Origin of the sequence: Pseudomonas sp. GXZC, assembly GCF_026967615.1 — a bacterium.
In the GTDB taxonomy this organism is placed as follows: Bacteria; Pseudomonadota; Gammaproteobacteria; order Pseudomonadales; family Pseudomonadaceae; genus Aquipseudomonas; species Aquipseudomonas azotoformans_A.
The window spans coordinates 1-15,812 of record NZ_CP114115.1; the positions used below are offsets into that span (position 1 = coordinate 1).

The 15,812-nt window shown below is 58.9% G+C and carries 12 protein-coding genes; 7 read left to right on the forward strand and 5 right to left on the reverse strand.

Going from position 1 to position 15,812, the window contains the following annotated elements:
• Nucleotides 1-100: 100 nt before the first annotated feature.
• From dnaA to gyrB, 4 genes are read left to right on the forward strand one after another with little or no spacing between them, the layout of a single operon-like run.
• Nucleotides 101-1,618 carry a chromosomal replication initiator protein DnaA gene (gene dnaA / locus OZ428_RS00005; RefSeq protein WP_269132378.1) on the forward strand — a complete coding sequence of 506 codons (1,518 nt, stop codon included), beginning with the start codon at nt 101-103 and terminating at the stop codon, nt 1,616-1,618.
• A gap of 38 nt (nt 1,619-1,656) precedes the next feature.
• Nucleotides 1,657-2,760, forward strand: coding sequence for a DNA polymerase III subunit beta (dnaN, locus tag OZ428_RS00010; protein WP_016970682.1), 1,104 nt, complete (start codon nt 1,657-1,659; stop codon nt 2,758-2,760).
• Nucleotides 2,761-2,780: 20 nt separating this feature from the next.
• Nucleotides 2,781-3,884, forward strand: a complete 1,104-nt coding sequence (gene recF, locus OZ428_RS00015) for a DNA replication/repair protein RecF (RefSeq protein ID WP_269132379.1) — start codon at nt 2,781-2,783, stop codon at nt 3,882-3,884.
• A 4-nt stretch (nt 3,885-3,888) separates the two neighbouring features.
• Nucleotides 3,889-6,306: a DNA topoisomerase (ATP-hydrolyzing) subunit B gene (gene gyrB, locus OZ428_RS00020; RefSeq protein ID WP_016978723.1), complete on the forward strand. Its 2,418-nt coding sequence runs from the start codon at nt 3,889-3,891 to the stop codon at nt 6,304-6,306.
• 105 nt (nt 6,307-6,411) lie between these two features.
• Here gyrB and OZ428_RS00025 read toward each other — a convergent pair whose 3' ends face one another.
• Nucleotides 6,412-7,134, reverse strand: a complete 723-nt coding sequence (locus OZ428_RS00025; RefSeq protein WP_038847382.1) for a response regulator transcription factor — start codon at nt 7,132-7,134, stop codon at nt 6,412-6,414.
• 254 nt (nt 7,135-7,388) lie between these two features.
• Between OZ428_RS00025 and OZ428_RS00030 the strand changes: the two genes are divergently transcribed.
• Together OZ428_RS00030 and OZ428_RS00035 are read left to right on the forward strand one after the other, a co-directional pair.
• The gene (locus tag OZ428_RS00030) at nt 7,389-8,306 is read left to right on the forward strand and encodes a FecR family protein (protein ID WP_442964813.1); all 918 of its coding nucleotides are present in this window, start codon (nt 7,389-7,391) and stop codon (nt 8,304-8,306) included.
• A 3-nt stretch (nt 8,307-8,309) separates the two neighbouring features.
• Nucleotides 8,310-10,589, forward strand: a complete 2,280-nt coding sequence (locus tag OZ428_RS00035) for a CHASE2 and HATPase_c domain-containing protein (protein ID WP_269132380.1) — start codon at nt 8,310-8,312, stop codon at nt 10,587-10,589.
• A 181-nt stretch (nt 10,590-10,770) separates the two neighbouring features.
• On the opposite strand, the gene OZ428_RS00040 is transcribed toward OZ428_RS00035, so the two are convergent.
• The 4 genes from OZ428_RS00040 to glyQ form a co-directional block, all read right to left on the reverse strand.
• Nucleotides 10,771-11,541, reverse strand: a complete 771-nt coding sequence (locus OZ428_RS00040) for a lysophospholipid acyltransferase family protein (RefSeq protein WP_269132381.1) — start codon at nt 11,539-11,541, stop codon at nt 10,771-10,773.
• 82 nt (nt 11,542-11,623) lie between these two features.
• The gene (gene gmhB, locus OZ428_RS00045) at nt 11,624-12,160 is read right to left on the reverse strand and encodes a D-glycero-beta-D-manno-heptose 1,7-bisphosphate 7-phosphatase (RefSeq protein WP_161630242.1); all 537 of its coding nucleotides are present in this window, start codon (nt 12,158-12,160) and stop codon (nt 11,624-11,626) included.
• Between the two features lie 2 nt (nt 12,161-12,162).
• On the reverse strand, nt 12,163-14,217 hold the full coding sequence (gene glyS, locus OZ428_RS00050) for a glycine--tRNA ligase subunit beta (RefSeq protein ID WP_177096660.1): 2,055 nt from the start codon (nt 14,215-14,217) through the stop codon (nt 12,163-12,165).
• Entirely contained in the window at nt 14,214-15,167 is a 954-nt protein-coding gene (glyQ, locus tag OZ428_RS00055) for a glycine--tRNA ligase subunit alpha (protein WP_003187265.1), read from the reverse strand. The genes glyS and glyQ overlap by 4 nt, the downstream gene beginning before the upstream one ends.
• Before the next feature lie 81 nt (nt 15,168-15,248).
• Between glyQ and OZ428_RS00060 the strand changes: the two genes are divergently transcribed.
• Complete coding sequence (locus OZ428_RS00060; protein ID WP_133079499.1) at nt 15,249-15,806, forward strand: DNA-3-methyladenine glycosylase I; 558 nt, start codon at nt 15,249-15,251, stop codon at nt 15,804-15,806.
• Nucleotides 15,807-15,812: the final 6 nt, after the last annotated feature.

Sequence of the window (15,812 nt, forward strand, 5' to 3'; positions counted from 1 at the left end):
TTGGCTGGCCTCTGATCAACCTACATGTGGATAAGTGGGCGGCTCGCCGCTACAATGGCGGCTGTTTTTGCCTCACCGGCTTTCAACTTAGGGGATATCCGTGTCAGTGGAACTTTGGCAGCAGTGCGTGGAGCTTTTGCGCGAAGAGCTGCCTGCCCAGCAATTCAACACCTGGATCCGTCCGCTACAGGTCGAAGCCGAAGGCGACGAGTTGCGTGTCTACGCGCCCAATCGTTTTGTTCTCGACTGGGTCAACGAGAAGTACCTGAGCCGCGTTCTCGAATTGCTCGATGAACATGGCAACGGCCTCGCGCCTGTTCTCTCCTTATTAATAGGCAGCAAACGTAGCTCGGCGCCTCGCGCTGCGCCGAATGCGCCATTGGCCGCGGCTGCGTCGCAAGCCCAGGCGGCGGCAGCACCTGCTGTCAGCGCGCCGACGCCTGCACCAGTGCCCTCCAAATCCTCTGCGCAGAAAAATGCAGCAGAGAATGAAGAGCCGTCCCGCGACAGCTTTGACCCGATGGCAGGTGCTGCCTCCCAACAGGCCCCGGTCCGCGCCGAACAGCGCACCGTGCAGGTCGAAGGCGCGCTCAAGCACACCAGCTACCTGAACCGCACCTTTACCTTCGAGAACTTCGTCGAAGGTAAATCCAACCAACTGGCTCGCGCAGCCGCCTGGCAGGTTGCTGACAACCCCAAGCACGGTTACAACCCGCTCTTCCTTTATGGCGGTGTTGGCTTGGGTAAGACCCACTTGATGCACGCTGTGGGTAACCACCTATTAAAGAAGAACCCGAATGCCAAGGTCGTGTACCTGCACTCGGAGCGTTTCGTGGCCGACATGGTCAAGGCTTTGCAGCTCAATGCCATCAACGAGTTCAAGCGGTTCTACCGCTCGGTTGATGCGTTGCTGATCGATGACATTCAATTCTTTGCCCGCAAAGAACGCTCCCAGGAAGAGTTCTTCCACACCTTCAACGCCCTGCTCGAAGGTGGCCAACAGGTCATCTTGACCAGTGACCGTTACCCGAAAGAAATCGAAGGCCTGGAAGAACGTCTGAAATCTCGCTTCGGTTGGGGTCTGACCGTTGCGGTAGAGCCGCCGGAGCTGGAAACCCGCGTCGCGATCCTGATGAAAAAGGCTGACCAGGCCAAAGTCGACCTGCCCCACGATGCGGCTTTCTTCATCGCTCAACGCATCCGCTCCAACGTGCGAGAGTTGGAAGGCGCGCTCAAGCGGGTCATCGCGCACTCTCACTTTATGGGCCGCGACATCACCATCGAGCTGATTCGTGAATCCCTGAAGGACTTGTTGGCACTGCAGGACAAATTGGTGAGTGTGGATAACATCCAGCGCACCGTGGCCGAGTACTACAAGATCAAGATTTCCGACCTGCTGTCCAAGCGCCGCTCGCGCTCGGTGGCACGCCCCCGTCAGGTGGCCATGGCGCTCTCCAAGGAGCTGACCAACCACAGCCTGCCGGAAATCGGTGATGTGTTTGGCGGACGCGACCACACCACGGTCTTGCATGCGTGCCGCAAGATCAATGAACTTAAGGAATCCGACGCGGATATTCGCGAGGACTACAAGAACCTGCTGCGTACACTGACCACTTGATGACACCAGCGCAGCTTATTAAGGCAAGGGACTAGACCATGCATTTCACCATTCAACGCGAAGCCCTGTTGAAACCCCTGCAACTGGTCGCAGGCGTCGTCGAGCGCCGACAGACCTTGCCGGTGCTTTCCAACGTATTGCTGGTAGTCGAAGGCCAGCAATTGTCCTTGACCGGTACTGACCTGGAAGTCGAGCTGGTCGGTCGTGTGCAGCTGGAAGAGCCCGCTGAACCCGGAGAGATCACCGTCCCGGCGCGCAAGCTGATGGACATCTGCAAGAGCCTGCCGAACGACGCGCTGATCGACATCAAGGTTGATGACGCGAAGTTGGTGGTAAAGGCCGGTCGCAGCCGCTTTACCTTGTCCACGTTGCCGGCCAATGATTTCCCGACCGTTGAAGAAGGCCCTGGCTCGCTGACCTGCAGCCTGGAGCAAAGCAAACTGCGTCGTTTGATCGAGCGCACCAGCTTCGCCATGGCTCAGCAGGACGTGCGTTACTACCTCAACGGCATGCTGCTGGAAGTGTCGGAAGGCATCATCCGCGCTGTGGCCACCGATGGTCACCGTCTGGCCATGTGCTCGATGCGCGCCGATATCGGTCAGCCGGACCGTCACCAGGTGATCGTACCGCGCAAAGGTATCCTTGAATTGGCGCGCCTGCTCACCGAGCCGGAAGGCAACGTCAGCATCGTGTTGGGTCAACACCATATTCGTGCGACCACCGGTGAGTTCACCTTCACCTCCAAGCTGGTTGACGGTAAGTTCCCGGATTACGAGCGCGTGCTGCCTAAAGGTGGCGACAAGCTGGTACTGGGTGATCGTCAGGCCCTGCGTGAAGCGTTCAGCCGTACCGCGATTCTGTCCAACGAGAAGTACCGTGGCATCCGTCTGCAACTGGCTAACGGTCAGCTGAAAATCCAGGCGAACAACCCGGAGCAGGAAGAGGCGGAAGAAGAAGTGGGCGTCGACTACAACGGCGGCTCCCTGGAAATCGGCTTCAACGTGAGCTACCTGTTGGACGTACTGGGTGTGATGACCACTGAACAGGTTCGCCTGATTCTGTCGGACTCCAACAGCAGCGCCCTGGTGCAGGAATCCGACAACGACGACTCGGCGTATGTTGTCATGCCGATGCGCCTGTAATCATGCTCAGCAGAAGCTAGATGTCCCTCAGTCGCGTCTCGGTCACCGCGGTGCGCAATCTGCACCCGGTGACCTTCTCCCCCTCCCCCCGCATCAATATCCTCCACGGCGCCAACGGCAGTGGCAAAACCAGCGTGCTGGAAGCCATTCACCTGCTGGGGCTCGCTCGTTCCTTTCGCAGCGCTCGCTTGTTACCGGTGATTCAGTACGAGCAATTGGCGTGCACCGTGTTTGGTCAGGTCGAACTCGCTGAAGGTGGGCACAGCAGCCTGGGGATATCCCGTGATCGCGGCGGAGAGTTCCAGATTCGCATTGACGGGCAAAATGCGCGCAGTGCCGCGCAGTTGGCAGAGATTCTGCCGCTGCAATTGATCAACCCCGACAGTTTCCGTCTGCTGGAAGGTGCGCCAAAAATCCGCAGGCAGTTCCTCGATTGGGGAGTGTTCCACGTGGAACCGCGTTTCATGGCCACTTGGCAGCGCCTGCAGAAGGCCCTGCGGCAGCGGAACTCATGGCTGCGGCATGGTACACTTGACGCCGCTTCGCAAGCGGCCTGGGACCGGGAACTGTGCCTGGCCAGCGACGAAATTGATGAATACCGCCGTGCCTATATCAAAGCCTTGAAACCAGTCTTTGAGCAGACCTTGAGAGAGTTGCTGGATCTCGAGGGACTGACGCTGAGTTACTACCGTGGTTGGGATAAAGAACGTGAGCTGAGTGCAGTGCTCGCGACATCCTTGCAGCGGGATCAGCAAATTGGCCATACCCAGGCCGGACCCCAACGGGCTGATTTGCGTCTTAGATTAGGCGCTCACAATGCCGCGGACATCTTGTCCCGTGGCCAGCAGAAGTTGGTGGTGTGCGCGCTGCGTATCGCCCAGGGGCATCTGGTTAGCCAGGCCCGACGCGGACAGTGTATTTATCTGGTGGATGACTTGCCGTCGGAACTCGACGAGCAACACCGCCGCGCGCTATGCCGCTTGTTGGAAGAATTACGCTGCCAGGTGTTTATCACCTGTGTAGACCACGAATTATTGAGGGAAGGCTGGCAGACGGAAACGCCAGTCGCTTTGTTCCACGTGGAACAAGGCCGTATCACCCAGACCCACGACCATCGGGAGTGAAGGCATGAGCGAAGAAAACACGTACGACTCGACCAGCATTAAAGTGCTGAAAGGTTTGGATGCCGTACGCAAACGTCCCGGTATGTACATTGGCGACACTGATGACGGTAGCGGTCTGCACCACATGGTGTTCGAGGTGGTCGACAACTCCATCGACGAAGCTCTGGCCGGTCACTGCGACGACATCAGCATCATCATCCACCCGGATGAGTCTATTACCGTGCGCGACAACGGTCGCGGTATTCCGGTAGACGTGCACAAAGAAGAAGGCGTTTCGGCAGCTGAGGTCATTATGACCGTGCTCCACGCCGGCGGTAAGTTCGACGACAACTCCTATAAAGTTTCCGGCGGTTTGCACGGTGTAGGTGTGTCGGTGGTGAACGCCCTTTCCGAAGAGCTGATCCTGACCGTGCGCCGTAGCGGGAAGATCTGGGAACAGACCTACATCCACGGTGTTCCGAAAGAGCCGATGAAAATCGTCGGTGACAGCGAAACCACCGGTACTCAGATCCACTTCAAGCCATCGGCTGAAACCTTCAAGAATATCCACTTCAGCTGGGACATCCTGGCCAAGCGGATTCGCGAACTGTCCTTCCTCAACTCCGGTGTCGGTATCGTCCTCAAGGACGAGCGCAGCGGCAAAGAAGAGCTGTTCAAGTACGAAGGCGGCCTGCGTGCGTTCGTTGAATACCTGAACACCAACAAGACTGCGGTCAACCAGGTGTTCCACTTCAACATCCAGCGTGAAGACGGCATCGGCGTGGAAATCGCCCTGCAGTGGAACGACAGCTTCAACGAGAACCTGTTGTGCTTCACCAACAACATTCCTCAGCGCGACGGTGGTACTCACCTGGTGGGTTTCCGTTCCGCACTGACGCGTAACCTGAACACCTACATCGAAGCCGAAGGCTTGGCCAAGAAGCACAAAGTTGCCACCACCGGTGACGATGCGCGTGAAGGTCTGACCGCGATCATCTCGGTAAAAGTGCCGGATCCGAAGTTCAGCTCCCAGACCAAAGACAAGCTGGTGTCTTCCGAAGTGAAGACCGCCGTGGAACAGGAGATGGGCAAGTACTTCTCCGACTTCCTGCTGGAGAACCCGAACGAAGCCAAGCTGGTCGTCGGCAAGATGATCGACGCCGCCCGTGCCCGTGAAGCCGCGCGCAAAGCCCGTGAGATGACTCGCCGTAAAGGCGCGCTGGATATCGCCGGCTTGCCAGGCAAACTGGCGGACTGCCAGGAGAAGGACCCTGCCCTCTCCGAACTGTACCTGGTGGAAGGTGACTCTGCTGGCGGTTCCGCCAAGCAGGGTCGTAACCGTCGCACCCAGGCCATCCTGCCGTTGAAAGGTAAGATCCTCAACGTCGAGAAGGCCCGCTTCGACAAGATGATTTCCTCCCAGGAAGTCGGCACCTTGATCACGGCGTTGGGCTGCGGTATCGGCCGCGACGAGTACAACATCGACAAGCTGCGCTACCACAACATCATCATCATGACCGATGCTGACGTCGACGGTTCGCACATCCGTACCCTGCTGCTGACCTTCTTCTTCCGTCAGTTGCCGGAGCTAATCGAGCGTGGCTACATCTACATCGCTCAGCCGCCGTTGTACAAAGTGAAAAAGGGCAAGCAAGAGCAATACATCAAAGACGACGACGCCATGGAAGAGTACATGACGCAGTCGGCCCTTGAAGATGCCAGCTTGCACTTGAATGACGAAGCACCGGGCATTTCCGGTGAGTCGCTGGAACGTCTGGTAAACGACTTCCGCATGGTGATGAAGACCCTCAAGCGTCTGTCGCGCCTGTACCCTCAGGAACTGACCGAGCACTTCATCTACCTGCCGGCCGTCAGCCTGGAGCAACTGGGTGATCATGCAGCGATGCAGGATTGGCTGGCTCAGTACGAAGTGCGCCTGCGTACCGTCGAGAAGTCTGGCCTGGTGTACAAAGCCAGCCTGCGTGAAGACCGTGAACGTAACGTCTGGCTGCCAGAGGTCGAACTGATCTCCCACGGCCTGTCGAACTACGTCACCTTCAACCGCGATTTCTTCGGCAGCAATGACTACAAGACCGTGGTTACCTTGGGCGCTCAATTGAGCACTTTGTTGGACGACGGCGCTTATATTCAGCGTGGCGAACGCAAGAAGCAGGTCAAGGAATTCAAGGAAGCCCTCGACTGGCTGATGGCGGAAAGCACCAAGCGCCATACCATTCAGCGATACAAAGGTCTGGGTGAAATGAACCCGGATCAGCTGTGGGAAACCACGATGGACCCAGCCCAGCGTCGCATGCTGCGCGTGACCATCGAAGACGCCATTGGCGCGGACCAGATCTTCAACACCCTGATGGGTGATGCGGTCGAACCTCGTCGTGACTTCATCGAAAGCAATGCCTTGGCGGTTTCCAACCTGGACTTCTGATCCCGGTAAGCCTGCCAAACTAAAAAGGCCAACGCTTAGCGTTGGCCTTTTTATTGGGTGAAAATCAGCGAATTTGAAAATGCTCCACGTGGAACATCAGCGTAATCAGCCTTGAGAAGCTGCCGCCACACTCTCCAATCGATACCCATACCCATAGATCGTCAGCAACTGCCAACCCCGATCCGCCGTCAGCCCCAGCTTGTTTCGTAACCGGTAGATATGCGTATCCAGCGGCCGTGACGACACCATTTCTTCATGGGTCCAGAACCGCTCGTAGAGGTACTCGCGAGACAGTGGTCGGGCCAAGTTAGCGAACAGACAGCTGGCCAGACGATACTCACGTTCCGTGAGGTTGATCGGTTTGCCTGCGCGGGTCACGGTCAATTCGGCGTCATCAAAGGTCAGGTCATTGAAGCTCTGCACTTCATGGGTTGCAGACTTCTGCAGGCCATGCCGACGCAGAACGGCAGTGACCCGTGCTTTTAATTCGTTGGGGCGGAAAGGTTTGCTGACGTAATCGTCCGCGCCGCTGTTGAGCGCGGTGACAATGTCGCTCTCGGCATCGCGGCTGGTGAGCATGATGACGGCAGGTGGCGACTCCATGTGTTCGCGGGTCCAGCGCAGCAAAGCGATACCGGTGATGTCCGGCAATTGCCAGTCGAGTATCAGCAGGTCGAAGGTTTCCCGGCGCAGTTGGCGTAACAGGTCTTCACCGCGTTCGAAGCAATGCAGGGACCAAGGCTGTTCGGCGGTGCTGGGGATTTGTCGCAGTGTCTGTTCCACCCGGCGCAGTTCAGCGGGCTCGTCATCCAGTATTGCGACACGCATGGGTGGGTCCTTTCATTTGAAGAGTGCGACAGCCGTCGGCCGGTTTTTGAATCTGAAGAATTGTGCGCAGATTCATCGACCCCTCGGATCTCTCTATACGCTGGGATCAATGAGCGGTTAACCCATTGAAAGTCCTCGATACCAATGTGGGAAAGATACCGGCTCCTGACCCTAAGGAAAAGGATCAGCCGACGCATGCGCTGCCGTAAACTCCTGTGCGCTGATGTCTGTTGCCCTCTGGAACCCTGACTTGTATGAGCGCCATGTTTCTTTCTCCTAACTGCCTGCGCTGCGCCCTTCCGTCTTTGTTGATCATGATGGTGGGCTCGGCGGGCGCTGCTACAAAGGTTCGTGCGCCATACATCGACGATGACTTCCTGTGCCGGGTCCAGCCTCTGCCTGCCGTAGTCCAGCATCTCACCGGTGAAGCCTGGAAACTCGATACTCAGGGCAAGACGACTCCCCTGCTCGAAGGCATGTCTATTGATGAACAGGAAGGTGTGAAGACCTCGGCGTCGGCGTTCGTCAGCCTGTTGCTGGGTGATGGATCCCGCGTGGTGCTGCCTTCTGATTCCCAGGTGCGGCTCCACTTGGAAAAGAAGCTGTCGATTCCCCAAGTGGTACTCGAACAAGGCCAGGCCGAGGCGTATGTGATCAAGCGTGCCAGCGATCATGATCGCTTCCAGATCGTGACGCCGGTCGGTGTGCTGGGGGTGCGAGGTACGCACTTTCGGGTGCGCAATGACGCTGAGCGATCGCTGTTGGAGGTGTTGGACGGTCAAGTCGCCGCCAACCGGGATCGGACAGGCGAGATCAAAGTGGCTGCACGCCAAGGCCTGCTCTTCAAGAAACAGGGCGACCTCAATCCCGTAGAACTGCTGGCCGCACCGAAGCTGATCGGCCAAGACGGCCAGAAAGGCGACGCGCCGGTCTGGAGCTTATACCTTCGGCCATTGCCTGGCGCCCAGCGCTACCGTGCACAGGTCGCCACTGACAAAGCCTTTATGAACATCAAGCAGGAAAACTTTTCCAGCACGCCGAAAATGAGCTTCACTGGGCTCAAAGCCTCGTTCTACCACGTGCGCTTGTCGGCTTATGACGAAAACGGCCTGGAGGGAGAAACCGGGGTCTATGACATCTTCTACTACCCGCCCACTGCCCAGGTACGTTGACCAATGATGCTCTGGGGCAAGGCCGAGAAACGTCAACCCACCCATGCCCAGCGCCTGTTCCACGGCCTGGTGCGCGAGTGGTTGTGGATTGGTTTACTGTTGCTGCCCATCACCGCCTACCTGTCGCTGAGTCCGGGCCTGGCCTTGAACAATCCGTTATACGACAGCCTGCGTCGCCTCACACCATTACCCGTCGATCCCCGTATCCTGCTGGTGACGATCGATGATTCCAGCCTTAAGAAGCTCGGCCGATGGCCTTGGCCACGCAGCCTGCACGCCGACCTGATTGATCGCCTGAGTGCTGCGCAACCGTCCGCCATTCTGTTCGATGTGATCTTCAGTGAGCCCGGCGATCCCGCCAATGACAAACGCCTGGCTGAGTCGGTCTGCAACGCTGGCAATGTCTTGCTACCCCTGGTGCGTGAAGGTGCCGCGAACTACAGCCAACCGGACACGCAGATGATGCCGCTGCTCAAATGCGCCAAAGGAGTGGGCCACATCAACGTTGAAGCAGACAGCGATGGCGTGGTCCGCAGCCTCTACCTGCGTGAAGGCCCGCCCGATGCCACGGCACCGCAATTGGCCTGGCTGGCCTATGAGATGAGTGGAGAGTTGTCTGAAATGCCGGGCGAGCCTCTGCAATCGCTCACTCAGCACTGGCATCGGGAGCACGCTATCCGTATCCCGTTCATTGCCCCTCATACGCATTTTCCCAGCGTGTCCTACGCCAGCGTATTGCGCGGTGAAGTGGCTCCCGAGCAACTGCGTGGTCGCCTGATCCTGGTGGGGTCGACCGCCTCCGGGATGGGCGATCGTTTCGTCACGCCACAGTCTTCCACGGTGGGCACCACGGCAGGTGTGGAGATCCAGGCCAACGTGCTGAATGGCTTGCTTCAAGGCCGCAGCATCGTTGATCTGCCAGGCTGGCTTGCGGCCTTGATGGCGACCTCATTGGTGGCATTGTTATTGGGCCTGCTGCTCTATCGCCCGCGCTACGCACTGTGGATGACCCTGGGCTGCATGGGCGCCGCGTTACTCGGTTCCCTGGCCCTGTTGCGCCTGGGGCACTGGTGGTCGCCTGCGGCCTGTCTGATTGGTTTGCTGCTCAGTTACCTGATCTGGAACTGGCGCCGCCTCAGTGTGATCCTCGCCTATTTCGGCTGGGAACTGGCACGCCTGGACAACGAACCCAAAGTCCTGCCCGAACGCCGCCGTGCACCTGCCAGCAAAGGCGATGTGTTGCAGGCACGTATCTTTGCCCTGGAACAGGCCGTAAGCCGCACACGCGACACACGGCGCTTTATGGCCGATGGCCTGGAGTGCCTGCCGGTGGCGACCCTGATTACCGATCCCAAGGGCAATATCCTGCTGGCCAACCGCATTTCCCGGCAAGTGTTCGGCAATGATCTGGTCAACGAAAACCTGTTGGAGCAACTGGCGGACTTGGGCTACCCGCCGCTGCACAATGGCGTGCGCCCTGCCCTGTCGGCGCTGGAGCTTGTGGAGTTCCGGGACATCCACCAACGCAGCCTGCGCATGGAGCTTGCGCCCTTGCTGCCGGCTGAAGGCGATGTCGCCCTTGGTTGGCTGCTGAGCCTGACGGATCTGAGCAAGGAGCGCGAAGCCCAGCAACACCGCGAGACCATGTTGCGGTTCCTCTCTCACGACCTGCGCGCACCCCATTCAGCGATCCTTGCACTGCTGGATGTGCATAACGGCGAGTCCCCAGTCTTTGCCCAGATCGAACAACAGGTTCGCCGTGCCTTGGGTCTCACCGAATCCTTCGTGCAACTGGCGAAAGCCGAGGCTGACGGTTATCAGTTCCAGCCGACGCTGTTCGCCATGTTGGTCATGGATGCCTTTGACCAAGTGGCGCTGATCGCCCAGCTCAAGGGGATTCATCTGGTTCACGACTTGGACGAGGCCGATGAAGGCATGGTGTCGGCTGACCAATCATTGCTAACCCGCGCGTTGTTCAACGTGCTGGAGAACGCCATCAAGTATTCGCCTTCCGGGACGACCGTGAGGTTGAGGCACAGCAGCGCAGAAGGCTGGTTGGAGTGCCGTATCAGCGACCAGGGTCCAGGGATTGCCGCACAGGACCTGCCGGAGCTGTTCAGCCAATACCGCCGCTTCGATTCGTCCCAAGGCAGCGAAGGCCTGGGGTTGGGATTGACGATGGTCAAGGCTGTGGTAGAGCGTCACGGGGGGCGTATCAGTTGCGAAAGCGTGGTGGGCAAAGGCACCACATTCAGCCTTCGACTGCCGCTGCTGGAAGACTGAAAAACGTACTTTTCTGCTGTGCATAAAAAACCGGTCACAAGGACCGGTTTTTTTATGCGGAAAAAACTTATGCACCTTTTCCGTGATTTTATGAGCTTGAGAAATATGTAAGTAAATCAGCCTCTTAAAAGACAAAAAAGGCGATTCGCCAACAAACCGTACACAGGTTATCCACAGATGATCAGATGACCGGCGTGTCGACTACAATCGGCTCTGGTGGCAGCGACCCCATGGCACGTTGCTGCGCTTCATTCCACGCCTGGGCGCGGTCATTCAGCGCGGCGATGGCACGAGGTCCTTCACCTTCGGCGTACATCGGTTCGCCGATCACCACAGTGATAGTGCCTTCGCGTTTAGCCCAGCCGGTCTTTGGCCAGAACTTGCCGGCGTTATGCGCAATCGGCAGCACCGGCAGATGTGCATTGACCGCCAAAGCTGTACCACCGCGTGAGAACTTGCCTACCGTGCCGTAGGGCACACGTGTGCCTTCGGGGAAGATCAGCACCCAAACACCGTCCTTGAGCAGCTCATCGCCTTTCTTGGCCACGTGCTTGAGTGCGGCCTTGGGGTTGTCACGGTCGATGGCGATCGGGCGCAGCATGGCCATGGCCCAGCCGAAGAACGGCACGTACAACAGCTCGCGCTTGAGTACCTGGCTCAGCGGCGAGAAGTACGCCGACAGGAAGAACGTCTCCCAGGTGCTCTGGTGGTTCGACAGAATCACGCAGGGCTGGTCCGGGACGTTTTCCGCGCCCTTGACCTCGAATCGGATGTTCAGGAACACCTTGGACAGCCACAACGCGCAGCGGCACCAATAGACGTTGATAAAGCGATAGCGCGCCTTGAATGGCAAAAAGGGCGCAATAAAAAAGCTCAGGGTGCACCAGAGGAACGAACTGGTGCCCAGCAGCAGGTAAAAGAAAAAGGTTCTGATGGCCTGCAAAATCGACATGGCGGCATTTACCGTTGCGGGACGCGGCCCGCCTGCTAAAAGCGCACTCCCGAGCAATCCTTGTTCAGGAAGTCGAGGGTGGCTAGTTGTTGATAAGTTCTGCGGCAACGGCCGCCAGATCGTCAAAAATCAAGGTGCCTACCGGCAGGTTTTTCGCCTGGGTCTTTTCGCCTTTCCCGGTCTTAACCAAAACTGGCTGAGAGTCGACGGCTTTGGCCGCCTCCAGGTCACCGAGGCTGTCCCCGACGAACCATATCCCAGCTAACGGCACCTTGTAATGTTCTGCAATGGTTTTCAACATGCCAGGCTTGGGTTTGCGACAATCGCAGCCCTCATCCGGCCCGTGGGGGCAGTACACCACCAACCCCACCTCACCGCCCTGCTCGGCCACCAACGTGCGCAAGCGCGCGTGCATGGCGTCCAGGGTGGCGATGTCGTAGTAACCACGGGCGATGCCGGACTGGTTGGTGGCGATGGCCACCGTCCAGCCGGCTTTGCTCAACTGCGCGATGGCCTCGATCGAGCCGGGCAGTGGAATCCATTCCGCCACCGACTTGATGTAAGCGTCGGAGTCGACATTGATCACCCCGTCCCGATCGAGAATCAGCAGTTTCAACATGGTCAGCTCAGCGTCGAAATGTCAGCAATGTTGACGAACAGACCGCGCAGGCGCGCCAGCATGGCGTAGCGGTTTTTGCGTACGCCGGCATCGTCGGCATTGATCATCACCGCTTCGAAGAACGCATCCACCGGCTCACGCAAGGTGGCCAGGCGCGCCAGGGCTTCGGCGTAGTTGCGCTCGGCGATCAACGGTTTCACCGCGTTCTCAGCCTTGGCGATGGCCGAGTTCAGCGAGAACTCCTTGGCATCGGCAAACAGGCCAGGGTCGACTTCTGCGTTGCCCAGGCCTTCGGCCTTGCTCAGCAGGTTCGACACACGCTTGTTCACAGCGGCCAGGGCATCGGCTTCCGGCAGCTTGCGGAAGGCCTGCACGGCTTGTACGCGCTGGTCGAAGTCCAGCGCCGAACCCGGCTGCAGGGCACGTACCGACAGGTACACCGACACGTCCACGCCTTCGTCTTCGTAACGCGCACGCAGGCGGTCGAACACGAACTCCAGCACTTGCTCGGCCAGGCCGGCTTGCTTGACCTTGGCACCGAACTGGCCGACGGCAAACACCACGGCCTGGGTCAGGTCGAGGTCGAGCTTCTTGTCGATCAGGATACGCAGCACGCCCAGGGCCGCACGGCGCAGGGCATACGGGTCTTTACTGCCGGTAGGCAACATGCCGATACCGAAGATACCCACAAGGGTATCCAGCTTGTCGGCGATGGCCACCGCAGCGCCGGTCAAGGTGCTTGGCAGTTCAGCACCGGCACCGCGCGGCATGTACTGCTCGTTCAGCGCCAGGGCCACATCGTCCGGCTCGCCGTCGTTGAGGGCGTAGTAGTAGCCAGCAACGCCTTGCATCTCCGGGAACTCGCCGACCATCTCGGTGGCCAGGTCGCACTTGGACAGCAGGCCTGCACGCGCAGCCCAGGCGGAATCGCCACCAATGCGTGGCGCAATGTAGGCGGCCAGCTTGGAAACGCGTACGGCCTTGTCGTAGACGCTGCCGAGTTTTTCCTGGAACACCACGTTCTGCAGGCGCAGGTTGAAGTCTTCCAGCTTCTGCTTCTTGTCTTGCTTGAAGAAGAACTCGGCGTCAGTCAGGCGCGGGCGAACGACTTTTTCGTTACCGGCGATGATCTGCTGCGGGTCCTTGCTTTCGATGTTGGCCACGGTGATGAAGCGCGGCAGCAACTTGCCGTCCACGTCCAGCAGGCAGAAATACTTCTGGTTGTCCTGCATGGTGGTGATCAGCGCTTCTTGCGGCACGTCGAGGAAACGCTCTTCGAACGAACACACCAGCGGCACCGGCCATTCAACCAGCGCGGTCACTTCGTCGAGCAGGCTTGGCGGCACGATGGCGGTGCCTTCCTGCAGGCGGGCCAGCTCTTCGGTACGCTTGCTGATCAGCTCGCGACGCTCGTTGGCGTCGGCCAGCACGTAGGCGGCACGCAGGTCGGCGGCGTAGTTGGCCGGCGAGGTGATGCGTACAGCTTCAGGGTGATGGAAGCGGTGACCACGGGAATCACGACCGGCTTTCTGGGCAAGGAGGGTGCAATCGATGACCTGGTCACCGAGCAGCATCACCAGCCACTGGGTCGGACGTACGAACTCTTCTTTGCGTGCGCCCCAGCGCATGCGCTTCGGGATCGGCAGGTCGTTCAGCGAGTCTTCAACGATGGTCGGCAACAGGCTGGCGGTCGGCTTGCCGGTGATGACCTGGCTGAAACGCAGTTTCGGGCCGCTCTGGTCGATCTCACTCAGCTCCACGCCGCACTTCTTGGCAAAACCAAGGGCAGCCTGAGTCGGGTTGCCTTCGGCATCGAAAGCCGCCTGGCGCGGTGGGCCATCGAGGTTGATGCTGCGGTCCGGCTGCTGGGTTTCCAGCGCGGTCAGCAACACGGCCAGGCGACGTGGCGCGGCGTAGACTTTCTTCGCGGCGAATTTAAGACCCGCGGTCTGCAGGCCTTTTTCGATACCGGCCAGGAACGCGTCGGCCAGGGTGTTCAGTGCCTTGGGTGGCAGCTCTTCGGTGCCCAGTTCAACCAGGAAATCTTGAGCACTCATTGTGCAGCCTCCAGCTTAGCCAACACTTCATCACGCAGGTCCGGGGTTGCCATCGGGAAGCCCAGCTTGGCGCGAGCCAGCAGGTAGGCTTGGGCGACGGAACGCGCCAGGGTGCGTACACGCAGGATGTATTGCTGGCGCGCGGTGACCGAGATGGCACGGCGGGCATCCAGCAGGTTGAAGGTATGGGAGGCCTTCAACACCATTTCATAGCTTGGCAACGGCAGCGGCTGGTCGAGCTCGATCAGGCGCTTGGCTTCGCTTTCATAGAAGTCGAACAGTTCGAACAGTTTGTCGACGTTGGCGTGTTCGAAGTTGTAAGTGGATTGCTCCACCTCGTTCTGGTGGAACACGTCGCCGTAGGTGACTTTGCCGAACGGGCCGTCAGCCCACACCAGGTCGTAGACCGAGTCCACGCCTTGCAGGTACATGGCCAGGCGCTCAAGGCCGTAGGTGATTTCGCCGGTGACCGGGTAGCACTCGATGCCGCCCGCTTGCTGGAAGTAAGTGAACTGCGTCACTTCCATGCCGTTGAGCCAGACTTCCCAGCCCAGGCCCCAGGCGCCCAGGGTCGGCGATTCCCAGTTGTCTTCGACAAAACGGATATCGTGGACCAGTGGGTCCAGGCCCACGTGCTTGAGCGAGCCCAGGTACAGTTCCTGGAAGTTGTCCGGGTTCGGCTTCAATACCACCTGGAACTGGTAGTAGTGCTGCAGACGGTTCGGGTTTTCGCCGTAGCGGCCATCAGTCGGGCGACGACTGGGCTGCACATAAGCGGCGTTCCAGGTTTCCGGGCCGATGGCCCGCAGGAATGTAGCGGTGTGGAAAGTGCCGGCGCCTACTTCCATATCGTAGGGCTGAAGTACCACACAACCTTGCTCGGCCCAGTATTGCTGGAGGGCGAGGATCAAGTCTTGGAAGGTACGCACGGCTGGCGTAGGCTGGCTCACGAAATTCACCTGTTACTTGGGCTGCGATTTAAAGAGCGGGAGTATACCCGATTCGGCCGCGCCACCATCCCCTGGAGCCTTATGCCACGCTGCTTTTGGTGTTCTGAAGATCCGCTGTACATGGCTTATCACGATCAGGAGTGGGGAACGCCGCTGCGCGATGCGCAGGGTTTGTTCGAGTTGCTTTTACTCGAAGGGTTCCAGGCGGGCCTTTCCTGGATCACCGTTTTACGCAAACGCGAGCATTATCGAAAGGTCTTGTTTGGTTTTGATGCGCAGCGGTTGGCGCGGTTGACCGATGCTGAGATCGAAGCGCTGATGCAGGATCCGGGCATCGTGCGCAATCGCCTGAAGCTCAACGCCACCCGCCGCAATGCCGCTGCCTGGCTGGCGCTGGAGGACCCGGTGGGCCTGCTCTGGTCCTTTGTTGGTGGCCATCCCAAGGTCAATCACTTTAAGGACCGCAGCGAAGTGCCAGCGATTACACCCGAGGCTGAAGCCATGAGCAAAGCCCTGAAAAAAGCCGGTTTCACCTTCGTCGGGCCGACCATTTGCTACGCGTTCATGCAGGCCTCGGGCATGGTCATGGACCACACTCAGGACTGCGACCGTTACGCGGACTTGGCCAACGCCGGTTAGAATGCC

Bases quoted from the DNA above. Each gene is read 5' to 3' on its own strand.
- OZ428_RS00040 (WP_269132381.1), bottom strand. From the start codon at position 11,541: ATGTCGATTTTGCAGGCCATCAGAACCTTTTTCTTTTACCTGCTGCTG.
- dnaN (WP_016970682.1), top strand. From the start codon at position 1,657: ATGCATTTCACCATTCAACGCGAAGCCCTGTTGAAACCCCTGCAACTG.
- OZ428_RS00035 (WP_269132380.1), top strand. From the start codon at position 8,310: ATGATGCTCTGGGGCAAGGCCGAGAAACGTCAACCCACCCATGCCCAG.
- OZ428_RS00030 (WP_442964813.1), top strand. From the start codon at position 7,389: ATGAGCGCCATGTTTCTTTCTCCTAACTGCCTGCGCTGCGCCCTTCCG.
- recF (WP_269132379.1), top strand. From the start codon at position 2,781: ATGTCCCTCAGTCGCGTCTCGGTCACCGCGGTGCGCAATCTGCACCCG.
- OZ428_RS00025 (WP_038847382.1), bottom strand. From the start codon at position 7,134: ATGCGTGTCGCAATACTGGATGACGAGCCCGCTGAACTGCGCCGGGTG.
- gyrB (WP_016978723.1), top strand. From the start codon at position 3,889: ATGAGCGAAGAAAACACGTACGACTCGACCAGCATTAAAGTGCTGAAA.
- glyS (WP_177096660.1), bottom strand. From the start codon at position 14,217: ATGAGTGCTCAAGATTTCCTGGTTGAACTGGGCACCGAAGAGCTGCCA.
- OZ428_RS00060 (WP_133079499.1), top strand. From the start codon at position 15,249: ATGCCACGCTGCTTTTGGTGTTCTGAAGATCCGCTGTACATGGCTTAT.
- gmhB (WP_161630242.1), bottom strand. From the start codon at position 12,160: ATGTTGAAACTGCTGATTCTCGATCGGGACGGGGTGATCAATGTCGAC.